The organism is Trabulsiella odontotermitis (genome assembly GCF_001188485.1).
Lineage (GTDB): Bacteria > Pseudomonadota > Gammaproteobacteria > Enterobacterales > Enterobacteriaceae > Trabulsiella > Trabulsiella odontotermitis_A.
The window spans coordinates 1-23931 of the sequence record NZ_JNGH01000065.1; the positions used below are offsets into that span (position 1 = coordinate 1).

At 51.7% G+C, this 23931-nt stretch carries 20 protein-coding genes and 3 pseudogenes; 16 read left to right on the top strand and 7 right to left on the bottom strand.

Going from position 1 to position 23931, the window contains the following annotated elements:
* The 6 genes from GM30_RS27050 to GM30_RS05625 all read left to right on the top strand — a co-directional run.
* Positions 1-512: RHS repeat-associated core domain-containing protein (locus GM30_RS27050; RefSeq protein ID WP_238582607.1), on the top strand; the 512-nt coding region annotated here is incomplete at its 5' end.
* A 2-nt stretch (positions 513-514) separates the two neighbouring features.
* The gene (locus GM30_RS05610; RefSeq protein ID WP_049847822.1) at positions 515-883 is read left to right on the top strand and encodes a hypothetical protein; all 369 of its coding nucleotides are present in this window, start codon (positions 515-517) and stop codon (positions 881-883) included.
* Between the two features lie 340 nt (positions 884-1223).
* The gene (locus GM30_RS27675) at positions 1224-2015 is read left to right on the top strand and encodes an RHS repeat-associated core domain-containing protein (RefSeq protein ID WP_338011767.1); all 792 of its coding nucleotides are present in this window, start codon (positions 1224-1226) and stop codon (positions 2013-2015) included.
* Positions 2015-2557, top strand: coding sequence for a hypothetical protein (locus GM30_RS05615; protein WP_049847823.1), 543 nt, complete (start codon positions 2015-2017; stop codon positions 2555-2557). The genes GM30_RS27675 and GM30_RS05615 overlap by 1 nt, the downstream gene beginning before the upstream one ends.
* A 275-nt stretch (positions 2558-2832) precedes the next feature.
* A complete protein-coding gene (locus GM30_RS05620; protein ID WP_420802251.1) occupies positions 2833-3483 on the top strand; it encodes an RHS repeat-associated core domain-containing protein in 651 nt (216 codons plus the stop codon).
* Between the two features lie 10 nt (positions 3484-3493).
* Positions 3494-4339: a hypothetical protein gene (locus GM30_RS05625; RefSeq protein ID WP_049847825.1), complete on the top strand. Its 846-nt coding sequence runs from the start codon at positions 3494-3496 to the stop codon at positions 4337-4339.
* A 123-nt stretch (positions 4340-4462) separates the two neighbouring features.
* Here the strand turns inward: GM30_RS05625 and GM30_RS05630 are convergent, their stop codons facing one another.
* The 7 genes and pseudogenes from GM30_RS05630 to mhbT all read right to left on the bottom strand — a co-directional run bounded on the left by GM30_RS05630 (position 4463) and on the right by mhbT (position 10017).
* Positions 4463-4726: a SymE family type I addiction module toxin gene (locus GM30_RS05630; protein ID WP_072094042.1), complete on the bottom strand. Its 264-nt coding sequence runs from the start codon at positions 4724-4726 to the stop codon at positions 4463-4465.
* A 29-nt stretch (positions 4727-4755) separates the two neighbouring features.
* A pseudogene (locus tag GM30_RS23845) lies at positions 4756-4948 on the bottom strand (transposase); the annotation flags it as partial.
* Between the two features lie 103 nt (positions 4949-5051).
* The gene (locus tag GM30_RS05640) at positions 5052-6245 is read right to left on the bottom strand and encodes a 3-hydroxybenzoate 6-monooxygenase (protein WP_049847828.1); all 1194 of its coding nucleotides are present in this window, start codon (positions 6243-6245) and stop codon (positions 5052-5054) included.
* A gap of 14 nt (positions 6246-6259) precedes the next feature.
* The gene (gene maiA, locus GM30_RS05645; RefSeq protein ID WP_049847829.1) at positions 6260-6904 is read right to left on the bottom strand and encodes a maleylacetoacetate isomerase; all 645 of its coding nucleotides are present in this window, start codon (positions 6902-6904) and stop codon (positions 6260-6262) included.
* Positions 6905-6912: 8 nt separating this feature from the next.
* A pseudogene (locus GM30_RS05650) lies at positions 6913-7595 on the bottom strand (fumarylacetoacetate hydrolase family protein).
* A 14-nt stretch (positions 7596-7609) separates the two neighbouring features.
* Positions 7610-8647, bottom strand: a complete 1038-nt coding sequence (gtdA, locus tag GM30_RS05655; RefSeq protein ID WP_049847830.1) for a gentisate 1,2-dioxygenase — start codon at positions 8645-8647, stop codon at positions 7610-7612.
* Positions 8648-8658: 11 nt separating this feature from the next.
* Positions 8659-10017: a 3-hydroxybenzoate transporter MhbT gene (mhbT, locus tag GM30_RS05660; protein WP_049847831.1), complete on the bottom strand. Its 1359-nt coding sequence runs from the start codon at positions 10015-10017 to the stop codon at positions 8659-8661.
* Positions 10018-10143: 126 nt separating this feature from the next.
* On the opposite strand from mhbT, the gene GM30_RS05665 reads away from it, so the two are divergent.
* The 10 genes and pseudogenes from GM30_RS05665 (at position 10144) to fbpC (ending at position 23906) form a co-directional block, all read left to right on the top strand.
* Positions 10144-11052: a LysR substrate-binding domain-containing protein gene (locus GM30_RS05665; RefSeq protein ID WP_049847832.1), complete on the top strand. Its 909-nt coding sequence runs from the start codon at positions 10144-10146 to the stop codon at positions 11050-11052.
* Positions 11053-11430: 378 nt separating this feature from the next.
* Positions 11431-12785: pseudogene (locus GM30_RS05670) on the top strand (PTS cellobiose/arbutin/salicin transporter subunit IIBC).
* 176 nt (positions 12786-12961) lie between these two features.
* Positions 12962-14080, top strand: a complete 1119-nt coding sequence (gene ompC, locus GM30_RS05675) for a porin OmpC (protein WP_049847833.1) — start codon at positions 12962-12964, stop codon at positions 14078-14080.
* A gap of 376 nt (positions 14081-14456) precedes the next feature.
* Positions 14457-15944, top strand: coding sequence for a tryptophan halogenase family protein (locus tag GM30_RS05680; RefSeq protein ID WP_049847834.1), 1488 nt, complete (start codon positions 14457-14459; stop codon positions 15942-15944).
* Positions 15945-16112: 168 nt separating this feature from the next.
* Positions 16113-16742 carry a response regulator transcription factor gene (locus tag GM30_RS05685; RefSeq protein WP_049847835.1) on the top strand — a complete coding sequence of 210 codons (630 nt, stop codon included), beginning with the start codon at positions 16113-16115 and terminating at the stop codon, positions 16740-16742.
* On the top strand, positions 16742-18283 hold the full coding sequence (locus GM30_RS05690; protein WP_049847836.1) for an MASE1 domain-containing sensor histidine kinase: 1542 nt from the start codon (positions 16742-16744) through the stop codon (positions 18281-18283). The genes GM30_RS05685 and GM30_RS05690 overlap by 1 nt, the downstream gene beginning before the upstream one ends.
* A 60-nt stretch (positions 18284-18343) precedes the next feature.
* Positions 18344-19672 (top strand): MFS transporter family glucose-6-phosphate receptor UhpC, encoded by a 1329-nt coding sequence (gene uhpC, locus GM30_RS05695; RefSeq protein ID WP_272948268.1) that lies wholly within the window; start codon positions 18344-18346, stop codon positions 19670-19672.
* Complete coding sequence (locus tag GM30_RS05700; RefSeq protein WP_049847838.1) at positions 19669-20700, top strand: ABC transporter substrate-binding protein; 1032 nt, start codon at positions 19669-19671, stop codon at positions 20698-20700. The genes uhpC and GM30_RS05700 overlap by 4 nt, the downstream gene beginning before the upstream one ends.
* A gap of 69 nt (positions 20701-20769) precedes the next feature.
* Positions 20770-22848 carry an ABC transporter permease gene (locus GM30_RS05705; protein ID WP_049847839.1) on the top strand — a complete coding sequence of 693 codons (2079 nt, stop codon included), beginning with the start codon at positions 20770-20772 and terminating at the stop codon, positions 22846-22848.
* A gap of 11 nt (positions 22849-22859) precedes the next feature.
* A complete protein-coding gene (fbpC, locus tag GM30_RS05710) occupies positions 22860-23906 on the top strand; it encodes a ferric ABC transporter ATP-binding protein (RefSeq protein ID WP_049847840.1) in 1047 nt (348 codons plus the stop codon).
* Positions 23907-23931: the final 25 nt, after the last annotated feature.

Sequence of the window (23931 nt, forward strand, 5' to 3'; positions counted from 1 at the left end):
CTTACCGGTATTATGATCCGGAATGCGGGCGGTTCACGACCCAGGACCCGATAGGGCTGGCGGGGGGACTGAATCTTTATCAGTATGCGCCGAATCCGATTGGGTGGATTGATCCGCTGGGGTTGGCAACTGTTGATGCTATTTTTGAAATGGCGGGGCGAATGTTTACAGGAGTAAACCCAACCGAACGCATTCCGCGAGTTGATGGCCCTACACTTTCAGGAATGTCTGATCCAAACAATAGTCGTTATGATATGCATGCTGAAATTGATGCGATGCTACAAGCGTATGATGATGGATTGCGTGGTGGTAGTGCTACTTTAACTGTTGATGGCAAAGAGATTTGCGCCTTCTGCAAACGAAGTCTAAAGAATATGGCTCAACATTTAGGCCTTGATGAACTTACTATCCATGAGAAAATTACCGGAAACACATATAGATTTGAAGGAAATGATTTTAAAAAAGTTCGAGATGGTGGTAAGGGTTTCCGGAATAATGGAGGAGGGTGCTGACCATGAAGTTTGATATGACAACTTTGAAAGTTCAGGTTGATAAAGACATTGAGGATGATGGTCTTTACATTGTAACCTTATGGGTCGATTTGACTCCTCCTCGATATATCTCGGTTTCTCGTGATGCCTATGAAGAACCTGATGTTATATACATAGAGGCACAGGATCAAATCTATGGAAAGAAAACGACCAATTTACGGTACTCAATTTCTGACTCTATATTAAGATTGTATTTCTTGCCTGGTTCAGAAGTTTTTTTTCATTGGAATAATAGTTCTGAGGTATTAATAAAAATTAATGAAAGAGATTGGGAGGTAATGCAGGAAAGTTTTAAAAATATTTTTTCGTTAGGGGGGCGCTTTATGCATTGACTCTTGGTGCATGAAATTAAGAAGCATTGATTAAACTCTAAAATGACTACATTAAGACGTTTATATTGGATTGATGGTGATTGCAATATCATGGGTTTGTCAATGTCGCTATCGGTTGTCATAGATAATAAAATAATTATTTCACCTTGAGGGGCCAGCTCAACTTTGCAAGTGTGCATTTAAAAAAAAGATGAGTTACCAAAGAAAAATATGCCCAAATGTGCATGAAAATAATTAAAGTGCAATATTTTTTCATGGTTTTATCCTTGATAATATTCATCGTTAAACAACTGCATTATTCTCGTTATTTATGCTCCTCCAGACGAAAGAGGATGCAATCATTCATTGCTGCCACCGTCCATTTTGCGAGCATCATTCGGACTCAGCCTGGACACCACTGGCACGGCTGACACGACATAAAGACACAGCTGAGGAAACGCTCCACTGGTTCCACACGGATGTGAACGGAACGCCACTGGATATGACGGATGAGCATGGAGAGCTGTGCTGGTCAGGGAAATACAGCGCGTGGGGGAACGTGAGCCGGCAGAATGTGCGCGATCTCCGGGAAAGTGCATATCGTGAAGTGCATCAGCCGCTGCGTTACCCGGGGCAATACTGTGACAGGGAAACCGGGCTGCACTACAATACTTACCGGTATTATGATCCGGAATGCGGGCGGTTCACGACCCAGGACCCGATAGGGCTGGCGGGGGGATTAAACCTTTACCAGTATGCGCCGAATCCTCTCACATGGATCGATCCGCTGGGCTTAAGTAAAACGCAAGATATGGTCAATGATGCCCATGGCCAATTAGATGCAGGATCTCAATCAAGAAAAACAACAGCAATTGGTGTCGATTCGAATGGGAATTACTACATAGCATCAAACAATGATACCGTTCCAAGATCTCAGCGTGTTTGGGCAGAAAAAAATGGTGTTAATGTTGTGAATGGTGTTGGTCATGCTGAAGAAACCATAATGAATAATATACCTGATGTTGAGCATATAGATGCATCCAGACCTGTTTGGATTGATTGTGAAAATATAATGAAGAATAAAGGAGTGACAACAGATACTCCAATGTCTGGAAAGAAAAGTAGAAACCGTATGAGTACAGGAGGTTGTTAGTGTCTAGTATATTAAATGAATATGGGAAAGATTTTTTAGAAAGACTAATTGCTTTGCCTCAGGATAAGAAGTTTACTCTTGGCTTAATATATGTTAACCGGCAAAGTGAACTGTTTATTTTTTTTGATAATATATACAGTACTAATTTGCATGATGTTTTTTGCAGATATATAAGGAATGGTGTTGATGCAATAGTGGCAAAGGGATCAGTATCTATTGATATAAATGAAATTTATGCAGCAATACCTGATGCAGATGATTATTCTGAAATAGAGTGTACTTACGTTCAGAATGCTTTATTGTCAATATATTATTTGTTTGATTATTATATAACGAAGGAAAATGATTTATTGCAGCAGTCCTTAGATATGGTGTTGGAAAATGTAGATGTTCTTTCTTACAGCGTGAATAAATCATATGATGAGCACAATGTTTTTTCTCACGAGGTAAAAATATTGAATAATATAATTTCTAAAGTAGAATTTTTTTCAGGTAATATATCTGATTTAATAGAAAGTGAGGAAAAGTTATCTCCTTTGTGATTTTTAAGCTGGAAATATACTATTGTTTCCAGCTGTTCTATTATTTAATCCCCGTTAGGTTCACTAAACCAGTACGTCCTTCACGCTCTTAACCACCTGTTTAACCTAATAAAGCTTCTTCCTCAGATCGTGTGTCTCGTCGCTATCAGCGATGATGGTCAGGCAGTTCTCGGGATCCTCATCGTCACGCCGCGCCCGGTCTCAAATCCCGCCTCTGCCAGCCAGTCACTTTGAAGGTCGTGTGTTCCAGAGGGGCTGTAAGTATCCATACAGATGTGAACGGTATGCCACTGGATATGACCGATGAGCACGGGGAACTGTGCTGGTCAGGGAAATACAGCGCGTGGGGGAACGTGAGCCGGCAGAATGTGCGCGATCTCCGGGAAAGCGCATACCGGGAAGTGCATCAGCCGCTGCGTTACCCGGGACAATACTGTGACAGGGAAACCGGGCTGCACTACAATACTTACCGGTATTATGATCCGGAATGCGGGCGGTTCACGACCCAGGACCCGATAGGGCTGGCGGGGGGACTGAATCTTTATCAGTATGCGCCGAATCCGTTAAGCTGGATCGATCCTTGGGGATTGACAGGAACATATATTTTCACTGATGGCACTACATCTTATATTGGTAAAGGGCCTGAATCCAGAATGTATAATTCGATGAACTATCGTATAGATGGAAAGACTAATGCAACGCAATTTGCGCATATGGATTTTGGCGATGATAAATTAGGTTTTATGGTAGAGCATCGTTTGATAGAAAAATATAATGCCAGATATTCCCCTGATTTTGCTAATAGTGAACGTATAAGCTCACCTGGTAAGAAATTATATGATGCTGCTGATGTGAAGACACAAAGAAAAGTTGATCGATTAGCTAACAAACTAGATAAAAAATATAAAGCATCCAAAGGTTGCTAAGGAAAGTATCATGAGTTCAATTTGTTATAACGAGAATACAGGCGATCTTGAAATACCGTTCGATATTCTTTCCAAGGGGATTTTGTATGCCGTAAAAAAGAATTTACACAACATAAAAATAGTTAGTCCAATAGAGAAAACTAATAACAAACTTGATTTATCTCCATTGGCTGGAAATGATAGTATTTATTCGCTTTATATTGCTGATGATATCAATCTGAAAAAAATTGACATGTCACCATTATATGGGATGGCAAACATAAAAAAAATAACAATGCAGTATTTAAAAGGAAGTATTGATTTTTCTAAATTCCGAGCGTTGGAAACTCTTTATATAACAAAAGCTGATGCTGAAATAGATGCGTTAAATATCAATACATTAACAAACCTCTTACTAGTTTCGATAAAAAATTCTAACTGTGAGTTTATATCTTCGATTAGGAATTTGAATACACTTAGAATAAGTAGCACTAGTATAGAAAACCTATCGGGGATAGAATTTCTCAGTAACTTAAAATCATTAAGAATCACGTACTCTCCTAATATTGTTGATATATCAACAATAAATAAAATAAAGACTTTATCTTATCTATATGTTGAGAAGTGTAGAAAATTAACTGACTTTTCTTTTCTAAAGGATAATGAATCTATATGTAATCTTTTTTTATCAGATGTTGATTCGCTCTCTTTTATCCCGGGAATGAAAAGTATTGAAAATATTAAATTTTGGAACTTAAAAGATGGTGATTTAAGTTATTTGCTTAATTCTTCGACACTTAAAAATGTTGATTTTCATCCGCATAAGAAAAATTATAATTACAGCAAGGATGAGATAAATAAGAACATAGATAAATAAGTTTTTCAACTATTAATATTCGCCGGGAACGTATGTAATTATTCCCGGTTTTTTATTATTTAACCTTAGTTTAATCCACTAAACCAGCGTGTCCTTAATCCCTTGAACCACCCGTTTAGTCTGTTAAAGCTGTTCGCGCAGCTCCTGCACCTCGCTATTATCCACCATCAGTACAATATACCCCTCCGAAATCTTCACCGTTACGCCGCGCCCGGTCTCCAATCCCGCCTCCTTTGACCCGTCGCCCTTAAGGTGCAGGCTGGGGCTGCACGAATAACCGGTGGGAACTTTGATTTTACGGTTGGTGTGGGAGATGCCGACATAGCCGATTTTAAGGCGGTGTTGTGTTTTGGAAATGGTGATGTAAATAGACCCGGCTTGATAAATTCCAGATTTACCGCGTGCATCTCTACCGTCTGTTTGATACGTCGGTTCTCGTTCTCAAGCTCCTTGATCTTTTTAGTATCAGAAGCTTCCATGCCACCATATCTGGACTTCCTATTATTCAACGATACCGGCCTCCTGGCAGACATCTTTAACGGTTCGTCCGGCTTCAACCGACTTAATCACGGCGGTGATCGGTTGCTCAGTAAAACGGGCTTTACGTATAACGATCTCCTTCGTTGGCAGAGTCTCACAACGTATCAAAGGCTTGCTGATCACAGGCCAGACAAGACGCGTTAACGCCCGTCCGGCCTGTAAACTCGCTCCGTCAGCGGGGCAGCAGACAGTTATCTTCTTTCCAGCCGTACAGCCATTCCATACCGCGATAAAACTCTGCCTGCGACTTGCCTTTCCACAGCAGGTTCCTGACCTGGCGCTCAACACCTGCAGCGTGATAAACGCGCCCCATTTCCCGGGTGGACCAGACAATACGCGCGGTGCGTGGAATGCGCACGGATTCATACAGCGCAAAGGCTTTCGCCGCATCGCCGTCGCATTTCTCCAGCGCTTTGCCCAGCGTTACCGCATCTTCCAGCGCCATGCAGGCACCCTGCGCCATATACTGCGCCACCGGGTGCGCGGCGTCGCCCACCAGTGTAATGCGATCGGTGCCCCACTTTTCGACCGGTTCGCGGTCAGCGGTTGACCACCGACGCCATGAGGTCGGCTTGTCCAGCATCTGACGCGGACGCGGATGGATCCCCTCGAAATACGAGAGCACCTCTTCTTTACTGCCATCCTTAACACCCCACTCTTCCTGCTGGCGGCTGTGGAAGGTCACCACCAGGTTGTACTGCTTACCGCCGCGCAGCGGGTAGTGCACAAGATGGCAGTGCGGCCCGGCCCATAACACCGGCGCGTTGATGCGGAGATCTTCCGGCATATTTTCACAGTCGATGACCGCGCGGTAAACCACATGACCAGTGACGCGCGGAGCATCGCCGAGCAGACTCTGGCGCACCACGGATTTCACACCATCGCAGCCGACCAGAATATCCGCCGTCCAGCTGTTACCTTTATCATCAAACACCGTCACGTCATTCGCCGTCTGACGAATATCCACGACGTTGATGGATGTCCGGTATTCGACATTGGGATGCGTCAGCACCGTTTCCCAGACGGAGGCGTGAATATCCACCCGGTGAATGACCGCATACGGCCCGCCAAAATGGTCGCGAAAAGCCTGCCCGGTTTCAATACGCACTACTTCTTCGGCGTTCACCGCATCCATCATGGTGATATGATCGGTAAATACCGCCCGCTGGCGCGCCACTTCGCCGACGCCAAGGCTGTCCAGCGCCGAGAAGGCGTTAGGACCAAGCTGGATGCCCGCGCCAATCTCACCGATCTCATGTGCTTTTTCCAGCAGCATCACTTTGATGCCCTGACGCGCCAGCGAAAGCGCGGTCGCTGCCCCGCCGATTCCGCCGCCGACGATAATTGCATTCGTCACGTTAGCCATTGTCGTTCTCCTTCTCAGGCTGAGAGTTTGTCTTGTTGATTTTCGGGTGCCGCGGCGATAAATGCCGGAAGCTGCATGCAGGCGTCATACACCGCTTTACAACGTGGAAAGGCACTCAGGTCACATTCCATGCGTTGCGCGTTCGCCCATTGAGGGATCAGACAACAGTCGGCAAGCGTTGGGGTATTCCCGACGCAATAAGACTGTGACTGACTCTGCCGCAACAGCTGTTCGACAGCGCTTAGTCCCTGCTGGATCCAGTGGGCGTACCAGCGTTTTTTCTCTTCTTCACTGACGTTTAATTCTTCGCTCAGATAGCGCAGTACCCGCATGTTATTCACTGGGTGAATATCGCAGGCAATGGCGTAAACGATTTCCAGCACTCTGCTACGCGCCGGATCGCTGGCTGGCAGCAGGCGCGACTGCGGAAAATGCCGGTCCAGCCAGTCGATAATCGCCAGCGACTGGCCGAGCGCGTCGCCGTCATCGGTTACCAGCGTCGGCACCAGCCCAATTGGGTTCATTCGCCGGTAGGCCAGCGCATTTTGCTGACCGATGCGAATGTTGACCCCCACGGTCTGGTAGTCGATGCCCTTTAACGCCAGCGCGATGCGTACGCGGTATGACGCTGAGCTATTAAAAAAACTGTACAGCTTCATGTATCACCTCAGACAATTTTCACGGCGATGGGGGTTAACCCGTCCACGTTGCCGGTGATCACATCCCCTTTCACCACCGCACCCACGCCTTCCGGCGTGCCGGTGAAGATCAGATCCCCCGGCTGCAGCTCAAAGAACCGGGAAAGGTAGCTGATGGTTTCGTTAACCGACCAGATCAGATGACGGATGTCGCTGCGCTGCTGGTCAACGCCATTTACCTGCAACCAGACAGGCGCGTTGCTGACATCCACGGCTTCGCTGACTTTATGCAGTGGCGCAATCGGCGCAGAGAGATCGAACGCTTTCCCGATCTCCCACGGACGTCCCATCTGGCGCATCTCCATCTGACGGTCGCGGCGGGTCATATCCAGCCCGGTGGCGTATCCCCAGACATAGTCGTGGGCGTTTTCTAAGGGAATATCGCTGCCTTTTTTGCCGATGGCGACCACCAGCTCAATTTCATAATGGTAATTGTCGGTTTGTGCCGGATAGGGCAGTTCGAGCGTTTCACCTGCCGCGACCGGCACCACCGCATCGGCGGGGTTTCNNGATCCGGATCGAAGCCCATTTCGCGGGCATGCGCGGCGTAGTTGCGCCCGACGCAGTAAACGCGATGGACGGGAAACTGTTCATCACTGCCGACAACCGGTACGGTGACAGGGGCGTGTGGTTCAAAAACGTACTTAGTCATTGCTCTCTCCCTAATTAATAACGTGCTTCACGGAACAACCCGAGGGCTTCCTGTACCGGTCTGTCCGAAAAACTGAATAACACGGTGTCATCCATGGCCCTGAACGACACGCCGTGCCACGTCGGTACCACGAAAATATCTTTTGCGGTAAAGGTGAAGGTCTCGTTGCCGACGGTCACCTGGCCGCTGCCTTCCACCACGTGATAGATGGTGCTGTCGGTGGTGCGCGCCATGCGTGAGGTAAATCCTTTTGGCAGCAGTTGCAGGAAGGTGCCCATCGACGGCATCGGGTAGCCACCCGTCACCGGGTTAACGTAGCGCATCTTGTAGCCATCCCACTCGTCGGCATCGCCGAGGCGCGTCAGGTCATGCAGCGCTTCGCGGCTACGATCGTAGCGATAGTTAAAAATGGGTGATGAATTCCCTTTCTGGTGGCGCAGCGGCAGCATGTTGGCGGCATAGCGCGGCAGGTAGTCGCCTTCTTTGCGCGAGACCGGCTGCTGATCTTCCGGATAATCCTCCGCAAAGCCGCAGCCGAGAATATTCACCAGCGGCAGATCCAGACCGTCCAGCCAGATCACCGGCTCATCGCCCGGGTTACCATGATCGTGCCATTGCCACTGCGGCGTCAGGATAAAATCCCCTTCGTGCATTTGTGTGCGTTCGCCATTAACGGCAGTAAACGCCCCTTTCCCTTCGACGATAAAGCGCAATGCCGACTGGTTATGTCGATGGCTTGGCGCGACTTCGCCCGGCATGATCAACTGCAGTCCCGCATAGAGCGTTGGGGTAATGGAGGATTGTCCGCGCAGCAGGGGGTTTTCCAGTACCAGCACGCGACGCACGGCCTCTTTTGCGCCAATCAGGTTGCCGCTTTCCATCAAATGCGGACGAATTTCCTGATAGTTCCAGTACGCCGGGGCACAGTTAGCGTTCGGCGTCTGCGGCACCAGGTGATGCAGCGATTCCCACAGCGGGGTGAGGTTCTGCCTCGAAATGCGCTGGTAAAATTGCTGGCGGTTGTTTTTAACATCCTGATTATATTCAGACATAGGGATTCTCCTTATTCGTTCACGACGCCTGCGCGAGGCAAGGCATCAGGGACAGAGGCTGACGGGCGGACAACGACCGTTAGCAGGGTTAACATCACCGCGCAGATGGCCGCCGGAACAGCGATAATGAAAAACAGAGTGCCGAAAGAGAAATTCATCGCCATCATCACGCCGCCGGAAAGCGAGCCGACAATCGCCCCGCAGCGACCGATGGCGTTAGACCAGCTGACGCCCGTTGCGCGGCTTTGCGTGGGATAGAGCGTGGCCGTCAGAGCATTCAGGCCAACCTGCGATCCGCTGATACCCACCCCGGTACCGAAAATCGCCAGCGCCATCAGCCACAGGCCGTTTTCACTCAGGCCAATCATGACGATGCACACCGCGCCCAGCGCATAGCTCACGGCCAGCACGCGGAACGGATTGTGTTTGTCCATCAGTACGCCCAGTGCCAGCGCGCCCAGCGTCCCGCCAACCTGAAAGGCTGCGGTAACCCAGGAGGCCTGCTGCAGGTCGATCCCGCGATGGTTGAGCAGTGTCGGCATCCAGCTTGAGAGCAGGTAAATAATCAGCAGACTCATGAAGAATACGACCCATAACATCAGGGTAATGGACAACTGACGACCGACGAAAAGCTGGCGAATACTGCCTTTGGCGATAGCGGCCGCTTCAGTAAGATAGAAATGCGTATTGTCGTAACGCTCGCCAGTCATGGCGCTGACGGTACGGGCGATGGTCACTTGCGGTAACTGGCGGCGCACCTGCCAGCGCGGCGATTCCGGCAACGCTACCAGCAGCACAAAAAACAGCATCAGGGGTAACACGCCGCCGAGCACCAGGATCCCATGCCAGCCCATCACGGGCACCAGTTGGGCGCTGACAATCCCGCCCATCGCCGAACCGAGGGTAAAACCGCAGAACATCAGCGTGACCAGCGCGCCACGACGACGGGCAGGCAGGTATTCCGAGGTCATGGTGATGGTGTTCGGCATCGCGCCGCCCAGCCCGAGCCCGGTCAGAAAGCGCAGAATCACCAGCGTTTGTAAGTCAGGTGAAAACGCGGACAGCAGACTCAGCGCGCCAAACAGCGCGACGCAAAGCTCAATCACGCGTTTGCGACCGAAACGGTCGGAGAGTGGCCCGCAAAGCAGCGCGCCGGCGGTCAGTCCTAATAATCCCGCGCCGAACAGCGGAGCCAGATCGCCTGCGGTTAATTGCCAGTGGGTGCGGATATCGGGTGCGATGAAGCCAATTGCCGCCGTATCAAAGCCATCAAGCATGACCACCAGAAAGCAGCAGATGATCACTCGCCACTGAACCTTGCCGACGGGCGCGGCATCGATCAGAGCTTGTAGTTCACGTCGTTGAGTCATAATGAATGCCTCGGTGCAGGTAAGGTAAGAGGTACTTTTGTTTTTGGTATGTTACGAGTTTGTGGATTGGGCGATAAAATGTACAATGGCATTTCATGCAGAGACATAACCTGGAGGTTATAGCAAATGGCGAACTGGACGCAGAAACTGAAACTCCATCACCTGCAAATGCTGGTCGCGCTGGGGGAACAGGGCAATCTGACCCACGTCGCCAGAATGATGAATATCACCCAGCCCGCCCTGTCGAAATGGTTGTCACAGCTCGAAGATGAGATAGGAATCACACTTTTCGAACGGCACAGCAAAGGCCTTCGCCCCTCAGAAGGGGGCAAATTATTGCTGCAACATGCTCAGCGGTTAATCAACGATATGGAACGCTCGCAGTATGAAATGGCGCGCTTTAAGGCGGGTGGGCTGGTGGGGAGTCTGAAAATTGGCTGTTCGCCGGTGGCGACCGACTGCGTTTCTCAGGCGATCCTCAACCTACTCAACGAGATGCCGATGCTGCATCTGAACATCGAAGAAAAAGTGATGACCCCGCTGTTGCACGATCTGCTGGCCGGATCGGTCGATGTCGTGGTTGGCCGCGTCGGTGGACGGGCGCTGCAACTGCCGCTGAACTATCAGGTGCTGTACACGGAACCCGTCTGCTTTGTTGCCCGTCCTCACCATCCCCTGGCTGGCCATGCCACGCTTTCATGGAATGATCTTGCCGACTGGCGCTGGATTGTCTGGCCGACCGGCACGCCAATCCGCATCAGCATTGATAACGCGCTGGTCGATAATGGCGTCATGTTGCCAGAAAACACCATCGAATCAGCGTCGATGAACGTCAGCACCAACCTGCTGCAAAGCAGCGATATGATCTCTATTCTCTCTTTACGGCTGGCGCAGCGTTATGCCAGCCAGGGACAACTGGTGATCCTTAACCTGCCGAAAATAGAACAGAAGGGGAGCGTGGGTGTTTTCTGGCGGAATAACGAAACGCCCTCCGCCGCGCTGAACCGCTTTCTGTATTTTCTGACCCAGGTTTAGGGTTGACTCGCTCTCCAGACGGCTTCCGTCAGGGGCTTTTGCTTTCATTTGAAAGCCCAGAATTCTCCCTTTTCCCTCACATCATATCGCTCGACCTAAGCTAAATCGCTTCATTTATAGTTACGCCGATCACAAATCTTTTTGCTAAAAAATAATTTTATTGACGTGAATATAAATTACTGAGAGTTTCGTGTGGAACCGGTTACCTATCATCGTTTCTTATGTGTGATAGCGACATTATTTTTGTCACAACTGGAGCGGGATCAGTTTTTAGCGACGACATGAACGTGCGTTTACCCTGACATTGCCTTTAAAAAAGGTAGTGGAAACAGCTACATCCAAAAAAACACGCACGCCATATCCAGAGAGCAATAACGAATGGCAAAAAATTACACCGAAGCAGCACATAAGATCCTCGGTGCCCTCGGAGGCCGCGACAACATTGCGGCGATTACCCACTGTATGACGCGTTTGCGTTTTGTGGTTCGCGATGAAAACGTAGTGGATACCACTGCACTGAAAGCCATCAGCGCCGTCATGGGCGTGGTAAAAAATGAGAACCAGTATCAGGTGATTATCGGTAATACCGTTTCGCAGGCCTATGCCGAAGTGGTGAAACTGTTACCGGAAATGGCAGACGCTGCGCCGGAAACGGCACAAAGAAAAATAACGTTCAGACGTATTGGCTCCGGTATTCTGGACGCGTTGATTGGCACCATGTCGCCGCTTATTCCGGCCATTATCGGTGGCTCGATGGTTAAGCTGTTGGCCATGGTGCTGGAAATGAGCGGCGTATTACCGAAAAACGCACCGACGTTAATTATCCTGACTGTTATCGGCGACGGCGCGTTTTTCTTCCTGCCATTGATGGTGGCGGCTTCCGCTGCGCTGAAATTTAAAACCAATATGTCTTTGGCGATTGCCATCGCAGGTGTTCTGGTTCACCCGGCATTTATCGACCTGATGGCAAAAGCCGCTCAGGGCGAGCATATGGCATTCGCTTTTATTCCGCTCACCGCCGTGAAATATACCTATACCGTCATTCCGGCGCTGGTGATGACATGGTGCCTGTCATACATTGAGCGCTGGGTAGACAATATTACCCCTGCAGTGACCAAAAACTTTCTTAAGCCGATGCTGATTGTGCTGATTGCGGCTCCGCTGGCCATCCTGTTAATTGGGCCAATTGGTATCTGGATTGGTAGTTCTATTTCCGCACTGGTTTATACCATCCACAATTATCTGGGCTGGCTGGCCGTCGCCATTATGGGCGCACTCTGGCCGCTGCTGGTCATGACAGGGATGCACCGCGTCTTTACACCGACCATTATTCAGACCATCGCTGAAACGGGTAAAGAAGGCATGGTGATGCCGTCGGAAATTGGCGCAAACCTGTCGCTTGGCGGCTCGTCGCTGGCGGGGGGGNGGCGTTACGCCTGAAGCGCCCGCTTATCGCAAGCCTGATCAGCGGCTTCATCTGTGGCGCAGTCGCCGGTATTGCCGGGCTTGCCAGCCATTCAATGGCGGCGCCAGGGCTCTTCACCAGCGTGCAGTTCTTCGATCCTGCGAACCCGATGTCCATTGTCTGGGTGGTGGGGGTGATGGCGCTTTCCATCGTGCTCTCTTTCATCTTAACGCTGATGCTGGGATTTGAAGATATTCCCGTCGAAGAGGATCAACGCCCAATAACGGAGCCTGCCCAACCGGTGCAGACTCAACAGATTACCTCGTAATGTAACAGGTCGTTGTAGTAAGAAAACCATATTCCGGCTGGTATAAGAATAAATGCCTGGTGCGTAAGGTCATCGCCTTGTGCCTGTCATTTTGCATGCCTTATACCGCTGAAATATGTCTGGCAGTGTGCGTCTTTAATAATCATTAATATGAACTTTAGGTAAAGGATATTTAAATGAAAACCCGTGCTCTTACACTTTTAATTCCGGTGCTTCTGTTCTCTGCCGCCTCTCATGCAGCGGAAATATATAATAAAGATGGCAACAAATTAGATTTATACGGCTTTATTAACGGGCTGCATTATTTTTCTGATGATAAAGGTTCTAACGGCGACAAGACATTTATGCGCTTTGGCTTCAAAGGCCAGACGCAGGTCTCCGATGATCTGGTCGGCTTTGGTCGCTGGGAATATCAGGTTCAGGGTAATCAGGCTGAGAATACCAACACCGCTTTTACGCGTTACGCGTTTGCCGGTCTTCGCTTTGCGCAATATAACTCTATTGATTACGGTCGTAATACGGGCATTCTGTACGATGCTGCGGCATATACTGATATGCAGCCGGAATTCGATGCCTCAACTTATGGTTCTGACCAGTTTATGTTCAAGCGGGGGAACGGCATTGCCACCTATCGTAATACCGATTTCTTTGGTCTGGTCGATGGCCTGAAATTCGCCTTACAGTACCAGGGGAAAAACGACAGCGGCGCGGCTGAAGCGGGAACCCGTAATGTATTAACCCAGAATGGCGACGGTTTTGGTGCCTCCCTGAATTACGAGTTTGATGCCGGGATCAGTATCGCTGGCGCCTTCTTTAATTCCAACCGTACGGATGAACAAAATGGTGCTCCAGGCATCATGGGTGACGGTAGTAATGCGGAAGGCTACACTGCTGCGATCAAATACGATAACAGCAAGCTTTATCTGGCGGCGATGTATACCCAGGCGTATAACGCAGCAAAATTCGGTTCGCCGAGCGCTACCGCGTACGGGTTTGCTAATACCTCCGAGGCGGTTGAACTGTATGCCGGTTACGCTTTTGAATCCGGCCTGGTGCCGTTCATTGCTTACAACCAGACGCGTGGTAAAGATTTAGGCACTGACCGTCAGGGCAACACCTACGACAGCCAGGATCTGGTGAAGTTTGTTGATTTAGGATTTACCTATAACTTCAACAAAAATATGCAGGCGTATCTTGACTACAAAATCAACCTGCTTGATGACAGCACTTTCACCAAAAACGCCAATATTATGACGGACAACGTCGCGGCAGTCAGCATGAAGTACGTGTTCTGATAATGTAACAACGCACTTAATATTTCCGCCCCAGTGTTGGTGTGCGGAAATATTAAGTCGGGTTTCTTTAGTTTTACTTATTTAATCCTTATTTTCCCTTAATGATTTTTGCGGTTTCTCTTTTTCCCTCAAATACGTTGATTTGATTTCTCCAGAGCGCTCATAAAAAACAGTAAAATCATGATGATGCGTGTCATAAGAACATAGTAATTACTTAGATCTTATAGTCATGTGCGCGCTGAATACAGTGATGCGCATTTTAACGATTCTCCGGACGTTACGTTATAGTCGACGCCATACTGAGTGGAAATATCGCGTGCTCAGATAAAAAAACGACGACGAAAGTTTTTCCGACGGTGTTTGTCATGGAGGCGTTATGCTGAGTTTGAAAGGTATCAAGCGGGTTGTTGTTCTGGGCGGCGGGACGGCGGGTTGGTATACGGCGTTATCATTGCGAAAATTATTCAGCGCCAATGTGGAAATTCGTGTTGTGGAATCCACAGAAATAGGGATTGTTGGCGTCGGGGAAGGCGGCCTGTTGAATTTCCAGGCCGCATTGCATTCTGTTGATATCGATTTTAATGAATTTGTCCGGGAAACCAACGCGACCTTCAAATGGGGTTTCTGCTACGAGGGCTGGCGTACCGGTGAAAGGGACGATAAATACTACCATCCTTTCGCGTCCGCCACGGGATCCGCGTCAAAATGGGAGGAAATGGGGCATTACCCGTTATTCTCCGCCATGATTAATAACAGTATTCCGCTGACCTCGTACCTCAAAGGATTCGATCTGATTGTTAATAATGCCAGTCAGGAAGAGGCCAGAAACGCGCTGAATAACCAGGCCGTCGACATCATTAACTCCTTCCATTTCGACAGCTACAAGATCGCCAAATACCTTAAAAAGATTGCGCTGTCGCGCAACATCATTCATCAGGATGTGATTGTTGAACATGTTGAGACGGATGAAAAGGGGCATGTCACGGCATTAGTCACCGAAGAAAAAGAGAAGATCGAGCTGGATTTCCTGGTCGATGCAACCGGACTGGCGCGTAAGGTCATTGGCAAAGTGGTGCCCAGCGAGTGGTATTCCTTTAAGGATTATCTGTTGCTGGATCGCGCGTTGCCGTTCTACATGCCGCATCCACTGAAGAACCCGTATCTGGTAAGTCGCGCGATCGCGATGAAGTCTGGCTGGATGTGGCAGATCCCGTTGGTCGACAGGGTAGGGGCGGGCTATGTCTATAGCAGCAAACATATTTCCGACGACGATGCGTTGCAGGAGATTAAAGACTATCTCGGCTATGAGATCACGCCGCAACAGAACGTGATTAAGTTTGAGCCAGGCTGCTATCGTCAGGTTTGGGTGGGTAACGTGTTGACCGTCGGTCTGGCGTCCGGTTTCGTTGAGCCGCTGGAAGCGACCTCGATCGGCCAGATGATTGAGGTGGTGCGTAACTTTACCCGCGTGCTGGTTGCCAGTCAGGGCGTGGTTTCCGATAACGCAATTCGAGAATTTAACGAATCAAACTTTGTGTCGTGGATGGAGATCCTGGATTTCCTGCGCATGCACTATGACTGCCCGCGCCGGGATACCGAATTCTGGCAGGACGTCGCCAAAACGCCACTGACCGAGAACTATCGCGCATTTAAAGAGTGCATACAGGTTCGCGCTCCGCGCTTGCTCGACGTTGAAAGCTACCTGCTCTATGGCCGCCGCGGCATGTTCCATGTCGTTAACTGGATGTTTGTCGCTGTCGGTCTGGGGTTAATTCCGCCCAATGCAGTCGTTAATGATCTGCTGGCTATCGCACCAGAGAAGAAACAAGCGGTTGTGGATTTCCTGAATTCACTGAACCGGTAAAAGGGAAAGTCGCTGCGACGGAGGTTGCAGCGACTTTTTTCTTCAAAAACCTCGCCATTTTCCCTCTATTACCGTTTTGTTACATTCATTCCATAAATGCATTTGATGGGTTGCCAGCGCAGCGTTGACAGGCATCATAGAAGCATTAATCGGTAAGAGAGTATCAACATGATTCGTGTGGTGCTGGTCGATGACCATGTAGTGGTGCGCTCCGGCTTTGCGCAATTGCTCAGTCTTGAAGACGATATTGATGTCGCAGGTCAGTACAGCAGTGCGGCGGAGGCCTGGCCGGCATTACTGCGCAATGACGTTAACGTCGCGGTGCTGGACATCGCGATGCCGGACGAAAACGGCCTGAGCCTGTTGAAGCGTCTGCGTACGCAAAAACCGCAGTTCCGCGCCATTATCCTTAGCATCTACGATACGCCCACCTTTGTTCAGAGCGCGCTGGATGCTGGCGCCAGTGGTTATCTGACCAAACGCTGCGGGCCGGAAGAGCTGGTGCAGGCGGTCCGCTCCGTTGGCATGGGCGGACATTATCTGTGTGCTGACGCGCTGCGGGCCCTGCGCGGCGGAAAACAACCCGCGCAGGTGCTGGAAGTCCTCACCCCGCGTGAGCGTGAAGTGTTTGATTTACTGGTCAAAGGGGACAGCGTCAAAGAGATCGCCTACAAACTTGATCTCAGCCATAAAACGGTCCATGTGCATCGTGCCAACGTGCTGGGCAAACTGCAGTGCCAGAGCACGATCGACTTGGTCCATTTCGCGCTCAACCATCAGTTGCTGGCGGGGCACTGATGTCGCGAAGCCTTCGCCACGGGGTGATTTCATTGTTTATCGTGCTGGCCTGGGGCGCAGGGTGGCTGATGCTGTGGACGCTTGGCTTTTATCTGACCCGTAATGGCCAGCAGGCGGCGCTGTTTCTTCCGCATGGTGTCTATCTGGCGTTGCTGATCCTGCTTTCCCGGCGTTACTGGCCCGCGCTGGTCCTGCCGCCCATACTTATGCTGCTCTGGCTGCATAGCGAACAATTACTCCCTGGCGTCGCGGTGCTGGCCGCGCCATTGATTAGTCTGATCCCCGCCAGCCTCGCGCAGAGCTTCTGGCACCGTTTTCCCCTTTACTGGCAGCGGCTGACGCTGTTGCTGGCGATCGTCACCATCACCTCGTTACTGAACACGGCGCTGCTTTCCCCGTTTGTGAAAAGCCCGGCGATGCTGCTCGGGCTGGCCTCGTTTACCGGTGGCGTACTGCTGACTCCGTTCGTCTACCTGATCTTTGAGTTCCTGCGCCAGCAGCATCGCTACCATCTGCTGGGGCTGGATACCAATAACCCGCCGCTGCGCACGTCGTTAATTATCTGGTGCAGCCTGTTCTTTGTTATCGGCATCGGCACCCAGATGGTGCTGTCGCCGGAAATTGAGCGTCTGCTGTTGATCGTGGTGTTCCTGCCCAACGTGGTGATGGCGTGGAAATTTGGCTGGCAGGGCGGCGTGCTCTCTGGCCTGTTGGGTAGCATGATGATCACCATCGCCCGTCAGGTCGGCGTGGGGTTCAGTAACCTGATCGAGCTGGAGATCTTCCTGGCCGTTCAGGCGTTGCTTGGCATCGGGCTGGGGATCGCCATCAGCCGTCAGCAACACCTGGCGCAAAATCTTCACCACTATCGGCAGCGGCTGGAGGCGGAGCTGGTGGCCCGGCGGGCGCTCACCGAAAAGCTGATCCACACCGAAGAGGACTCCCGCAAAAACCTGGCGCGCGAGTTACACGACGAAATCGGTCAGAACATCACCGCCATTCAGATCCAGTCGCAGTTAGTAAAACGGGCGCACGATCCGGCGCAAATTCAGGCCGCCGCCGGGCAGATCAATGATATTGCCCGCCGCATTCACCACTCCACTCGCCAGCTATTGCGCCAGTTACGCCCGCCCGCGCTGGATGAGCTGTCGTTTGAAGAGGCGCTGCATCACCTGCTAAACGAGTTTGCTTTTGACGAACGCGGCATTCGTTGCCAGTTTGACTATCAGCTGACCATCACGCCTGAAAGCGAAACGCTCCGCTTCACGCTATACCGATTATTACAGGAGTTGCTCAACAACGTCTGCAAACATGCCGACGCCAGTGATGTCGCCATTGTCCTGCGCCAGCAGGGGGCATTAATTCACCTTGAAGTGAAGGATAACGGCGTGGGGATTGTCCCCGGCAAAATGACCGGCTTTGGTATCCAGGGCATGCGCGAGCGGATCAGCGCCCTCGGCGGTGAACTGACGCTGGAATCGCAGAGCGGCACGCGGGTAATTGTTAACCTGCCCACAAATTTGCAACAAATCAGCGGCTAACCAGGAAAAAGTCTTAGTCGCTCTGGACTTTCTCTCATCTCCTTTCGGTTTCACTTTCTTATAGTCAGCAAAACGGAGACGGCTATGCGCGCACCCTCGGCAACTGAAGTAAATCAACGCTACCGGGCGTTACGTCCGCGCCTGCTGATGTGCATGGTAATTGGCTATGCCGCGTTTTACCTGACGCGTAAAAGTGTCAATTACATACTCCCGGCGCTGCAAACGGATTTAGGGCTGGATAAAGGCGATATCGGTCTGATGGGATCGCTGTTTTATCTGACCTACGGCCTGTCGAAATTTGCCGCCGGGTTGTGGCATGACAGCCACGGTCAGCGCTGGTTTATGGGCGCGGGTCTGTTCGCCACCGGTGTGCTGAACATCGTTTTCGCTTTTGGTGAATCGCTGACGCTGCTGCTGACGGTCTGGGCACTGAACGGATTTTTTCAGGGCTGGGGATGGCCTCCTTGCGCCCGACTGCTGACGCACTGGTACTCGCGCAACGAGCGCGGCTTCTGGTGGGGATGCTGGAATATGTCGATCAACATCGGCGGGGCGATTATCCCCTTGATTAGCGCCTTTGCCGCGCACTGGTGGGGCTGGCAGGCGGCGATGCTGACGCCGGGGATCATCAGTATGGCGTTAGGCGTCTGGTTAACGCTGCAACTGAAAGGCACGCCAACGGAAGAAGGATTACCGACCGTCGGCACCTGGCGTAACGATCCGCTGGAGCTCCGGCAGGAGCAGCAGAGCCCGCTCATGGGGTCGTGGCAGATGTTACGCGCCACGATACTGAAGAACCCGATGATCTGGCTGCTGGGTGTGTCGTATGTGCTGGTGTATCTGATCCGTATTGCGCTCAACGACTGGGGCAATATCTGGCTGACGGAAAGCCATGGCGTCAACCTGATCGGTGCCAACTCCACAGTGATGCTGTTTGAGATAGGCGGTTTGCTCGGCGCGCTGTTTGCCGGATGGGGCTCGGATCTGCTGTTCAGCGGTCAGCGGGCACCGATGATTTTGTTGTTCACGCTGGGGCTGATGGTGTCTGTCGCCGCGCTGTGGCTGGCGCCGGTTCATCACTATCCGTTATTGACGGTCTGTTTTTTTACGGTGGGCTTCTTTGTCTTTGGCCCGCAAATGTTGATTGGTCTCGCGGCGGTGGAGTGTGGACACAAAGCGGCGGCGGGTTCCATCACCGGTTTTCTCGGCCTGTTCGCCTATCTGGGAGCAGCGCTGGCGGGCTGGCCTCTGTCGCTGGTCATTGAACGCTGCGGCTGGTCGGGGATGTTCAGTTTACTCTCGGTCGCTGCGGTACTAATGGGTTTATTGCTGATGCCGCTACTGATGGCGGGCATTACAACCTCTCCCGGTCAAAGGATAAAACAATGAAAAAAACGCTGGTCACTACCCTGATTGCTTCCGGCATTGCGCTGGCCACCCTGAGCGGTGCCGCGCAGGCGAAAGGCCGTCTGGTGGTTTATTGCAGTGCCACCAACGAAATGTGTGAAGCCGAAACGAAAGCCTTTGGTGATAAATATGACGTGAAAACGTCGTTTATCCGTAACGGCTCCGGCAGCACGCTGGCGAAGGTCGATGCCGAGAAGAAAAACCCGCAGGCGGACGTCTGGTATGGCGGTACGCTCGATCCGCAGTCTCAGGCCGGTGAAATGGGGCTGCTACAACCGTACAAATCCCCCAACCTTGAGCAGGTGATGGCGCAGTTCCGCGATCCGGCGAAGGTAAAAGGCAACTACTCGTCAGCGGTCTATGTCGGCATTCTCGGTTTTGGTATCAACACTCAACGTCTGAAAGAGAAAAATCTGCCGGTTCCAAAATGCTGGAAGGATCTGATCAAACCGGAATACAAAGGTGAAATTCAGATTGCCGATCCGCAAAGTTCCGGCACCGCGTACACCGCGCTGGCAACCTTCGCCCAGCTGTGGGGGGAAGATCAGGCTTTTGATTACCTGAAAAAACTGAACGCAAACGTCTCACAGTATACCAAGTCCGGCATCGCCCCGGCGCGTAACGCGGCGCGTGGCGAAACGGCCATCGGCATCGGTTTCCTGCATGATTATTCGCTGGAAAAAGAGCAGGGCGCCCCGCTGGAGCTGATCTCTCCTTGCGAAGGCACCGGGTATGAAATTGGCGGCGTCAGCATTCTGAAAGGCGCGCGTAACCTCGACAATGCCAAACTGTTCGTCGACTGGGTGCTGTCAAAAGAGGCGCAGGAACTGGCGTGGAAGAAAGGCAAGTCTTATCAGATCCTGACCAACACCACTGCAGAAACGTCGCCGAACTCGCTGAAGCTCGACGGCCTGAAGCTCATCAACTACGACATGGACAAATACGGCTCGACCGATGTCCGTAAGTCGCTGATCAATAAATGGGTTAGCGACGTGAAGATGGGTAAATAAGCTCACACTGGCGGTTAATGCCCGGTGGCGCTTGTGCTTACCGGGCCTCCCTTACACACCGGAAAACGTATGTCACACACACTTGCACTCCATCCCACCAAAAAGTGGGATGCGATATTCCTGTGGGTTTTACTGGGCTGGCTGGCCTTCGCATTGTTGCCGAGCTGGAGCCTGGATTACGGCCTGCTGGAATCGACGCGCGACGAAATTTTCGAGGCGTATGGCTGGTCTCAGGTCAATATCAGTTGGTTATGGTATCTGCTGCCGGGGCTGTTATTGATTCGTCCGATGCATGAAGCCCGGCGTGAACAGCGTCGCCGTCATTATTTTGATGCGGGGTGGGCGTTTGTCTGCATGGCGTTTATTGCCATCAGCGCGACTGTTGAAGGGCGCGGGTTAGGCTACGCGACCATCGTGCTGTTTGTCGAGTTGGGCGCCATCATGACGCTGGCGCTGACTCGCCTCGAATGGCTGGGCGGTGACCGTTTTGTGATCGGTTCGCTGGTCACGATTGTGGCGTTAATCGGCATCTTTATCGTCTGGCCGAGCATCGCGATTTTCATTCCGATGTTCACCAACAGCGCAGGGGAGTTCGCCCCGCTGGCATTTACGGCCGTGTTGTCGCAGGCGCATATCATTCAGGTCATCCTGAACTCCATCGCGTTGTCTGTTGCGGTGGGCGTAGGATGTACCTTCTTTGGCCTGGTGCTGGCGATTTACACCACCCGCATCGCCAGACGTAGCGCTATTATCGGTCGCATTTTCTCAATTCTGCCCATTGTTACCCCGCCGTTTGTGGTGGGCTTAGGTGTTACGCTGATGATGGGGCGCTCCGGCTACGTCACCGAGTTGATGGTGGAGTGGTTCGGCCTGACCAACACTAACTGGCTGTACGGCTTTACCGGCATCTGGCTGGCGCAGGTACTGGCGTTTACCCCCATGGCGTTTATGATCCTTGACGGCGCGATCAAAACCATTCATCCCTCGCTGGAAGAGGCCTCGTATACTCTTCGTGCCAGCCGCTGGCAGACCTTTAACGGCGTGTTTGTCCCGCTGCTGAAACCCGCCCTGGCGAACGCTTTCCTGATTGTGGTGGTGCAGTCGCTGGCCGACTTCAGTAACCCGCTGGTGCTCGGCGGTAACTTCGACGTCCTGGCGACGCAAATTTACTTCTACATTACCGGTTCACAGCTCGATTATCAGGCTGCCAGTACCCTCGGCGTGTTCCTGCTGCTGTTCTCGCTGCTGGTGTTCTGCGTTCAGTATATGTGGATTGGCAAACGCTCTTACGTCACGGTGTCCGGTAAATCGTATCGTGGTGACGTCCAGCCGTTGCCGGTGACGCTGGTGTGGAGCGTGATCGTCATACTGGCGGTGTGGATCGCCTTCAACGCCTTGCTGTACGGCAGCATCTTCTACGGCAGCTTTACCGTCAACTGGGGTGTGGACTACACCCTGACGCTGGATAATTTCATCAAGCTGTTTGGCCAGGGAATGAGCGACGGCGCATGGCCTTCGCTGCTCGATACCTTACTCTATGCGGGCATTGCCGCACCGATCACCGCTGCTTTCGGCCTGCTGATCGCCTGGGTTGTGGTTCGCCAGCAGTTCAGGGGCAAAAAGACCATCGAGTTCACCACCATGCTGTGCTTTGCCGTACCGGGCACCGTGGCGGGCGTCTCTTATATTCTCGCGTTCAACAGCGCGCCGGTGTACCTCACCGGGACTGCTGCCATCGTGATTATCTCCATGGTGATGCGTAACGTGCCGGTGGGTATTCGTGCCGGGATCGCCGGCTTAGGGCAGATCGACAAATCCCTCGATGAAGCGTCGCTCAGCCTGCGTGCCGGTTCGCTGCGTACCATCACGCACATTTTACTGCCGCTGCTGCGCCCGGCAATTTTGTCCGCGCTGATCTACAGCTTTGTGCGCGCCATTACCACCGTCAGCGCCATTGTGTTCCTCGTCACACCAGATACCCGCGTGGCCACGGCCTACATTCTGAACCGCGTGGAAGACGGCGAATACGGCGTGGCGATCGCCTACGGTTCAATTCTGATCGTGGTGATGCTGGCGATTATTTTCATCTTTGACTGGCTGATCGGGGAAGCACGTATCTCCCGTTCAAAAGCCAAAAACCAGGCGTAATGGAGCGCACTATGAGTCAGAAAAATTTTGTTGAACTGCGCAACGTCACCAAACGATTCGGTAGCAACACGGTTATCGACAATATCAATCTCACCATTCCGCAGGGGCAGATGGTGACGCTGCTTGGCCCGTCCGGCTGCGGAAAAACCACGATTCTGCGTCTGGTCGCGGGGCTGGAAAAACCGAGCGAAGGGCAGATTTTTATTGATGGTGAAGATGTCACTCACCGTTCTATTCAACAGCGTGATATCTGCATGGTGTTCCAGTCGTATGCCCTGTTCCCGCATATGTCGCTCGGTGAAAACGTGGGGTATGGCCTGAAAATGCTCGGCGTGTCGCGTAGCGATGTGAAAGCGCGGGTGAAAGAGGCGCTGGCGATGGTGGATCTGGAGGGGTTCGAAGACCGTTATGTTGATCAGATCTCCGGCGGCCAGCAGCAGCGCGTGGCGCTGGCACGGGCGCTAATCCTCAAACCGAAAGTGCTGTTGTTTGATGAGCCGTTAAGTAATCTTGATGCCAACCTCAGACGAAGCATGCGCGACAAGATCCGCGAGCTGCAAAAGCAGTTTGATATTACCTCGCTGTATGTCACTCACGACCAGAGCGAAGCCTTTGCGGTTTCTGACACCGTGCTGGTGATGAACAAGGGGCATATTATGCAAATCGGCTCGCCACAGGATCTCTACCGCCAGCCCGCGTCACGCTTTATGGCGAGTTTCATGGGCGACGCGAACCTTTTCCCGGCAACCTTCAGTCAGGATTACGTTGACGTCTACGGTTACCGCCTGCCGCGTCCGGCGCACTTTGACGCTGAGGGCGCAGGCACCGTGGGGGTCCGCCCTGAGGCGATCACCTTAAGTGATCGCGGCGAGGAGAGTCAGCGCTGTGTGATACAGCACGTAGCCTACATGGGACCGCAGTATGAGGTCAGGGTGAAATGGCACGATCAGGATATTTTGCTGCAGGTTAACGCCACGCGACTGCAGCCTGACGTTGGCGAACAGTATTATCTTGAAATTCACCCGTACGGCATGTTTGTCCTGGCCGACGCCGCATAATAAAATGCCGGGCCTTGCCAGCCCG

Excerpts from the sequence above, each read along its gene's own strand:
- GM30_RS05610 (WP_049847822.1), top strand. The coding sequence starts at position 515 with ATGAAGTTTGATATGACAACTTTGAAAGTTCAGGTTGATAAAGACATT.
- GM30_RS05625 (WP_049847825.1), top strand. The coding sequence starts at position 3,494 with ATGAGTTCAATTTGTTATAACGAGAATACAGGCGATCTTGAAATACCG.
- GM30_RS05640 (WP_049847828.1), bottom strand. The coding sequence starts at position 6,245 with ATGGCTAACGTGACGAATGCAATTATCGTCGGCGGCGGAATCGGCGGG.
- maiA (WP_049847829.1), bottom strand. The coding sequence starts at position 6,904 with ATGAAGCTGTACAGTTTTTTTAATAGCTCAGCGTCATACCGCGTACGC.
- gtdA (WP_049847830.1), bottom strand. The coding sequence starts at position 8,647 with ATGTCTGAATATAATCAGGATGTTAAAAACAACCGCCAGCAATTTTAC.
- mhbT (WP_049847831.1), bottom strand. The coding sequence starts at position 10,017 with ATGACTCAACGACGTGAACTACAAGCTCTGATCGATGCCGCGCCCGTC.
- GM30_RS05665 (WP_049847832.1), top strand. The coding sequence starts at position 10,144 with ATGGCGAACTGGACGCAGAAACTGAAACTCCATCACCTGCAAATGCTG.
- ompC (WP_049847833.1), top strand. The coding sequence starts at position 12,962 with ATGAAAACCCGTGCTCTTACACTTTTAATTCCGGTGCTTCTGTTCTCT.
- GM30_RS05680 (WP_049847834.1), top strand. The coding sequence starts at position 14,457 with ATGCTGAGTTTGAAAGGTATCAAGCGGGTTGTTGTTCTGGGCGGCGGG.
- GM30_RS05685 (WP_049847835.1), top strand. The coding sequence starts at position 16,113 with ATGATTCGTGTGGTGCTGGTCGATGACCATGTAGTGGTGCGCTCCGGC.
- GM30_RS05690 (WP_049847836.1), top strand. The coding sequence starts at position 16,742 with ATGTCGCGAAGCCTTCGCCACGGGGTGATTTCATTGTTTATCGTGCTG.
- GM30_RS05700 (WP_049847838.1), top strand. The coding sequence starts at position 19,669 with ATGAAAAAAACGCTGGTCACTACCCTGATTGCTTCCGGCATTGCGCTG.
- GM30_RS05705 (WP_049847839.1), top strand. The coding sequence starts at position 20,770 with ATGTCACACACACTTGCACTCCATCCCACCAAAAAGTGGGATGCGATA.
- fbpC (WP_049847840.1), top strand. The coding sequence starts at position 22,860 with ATGAGTCAGAAAAATTTTGTTGAACTGCGCAACGTCACCAAACGATTC.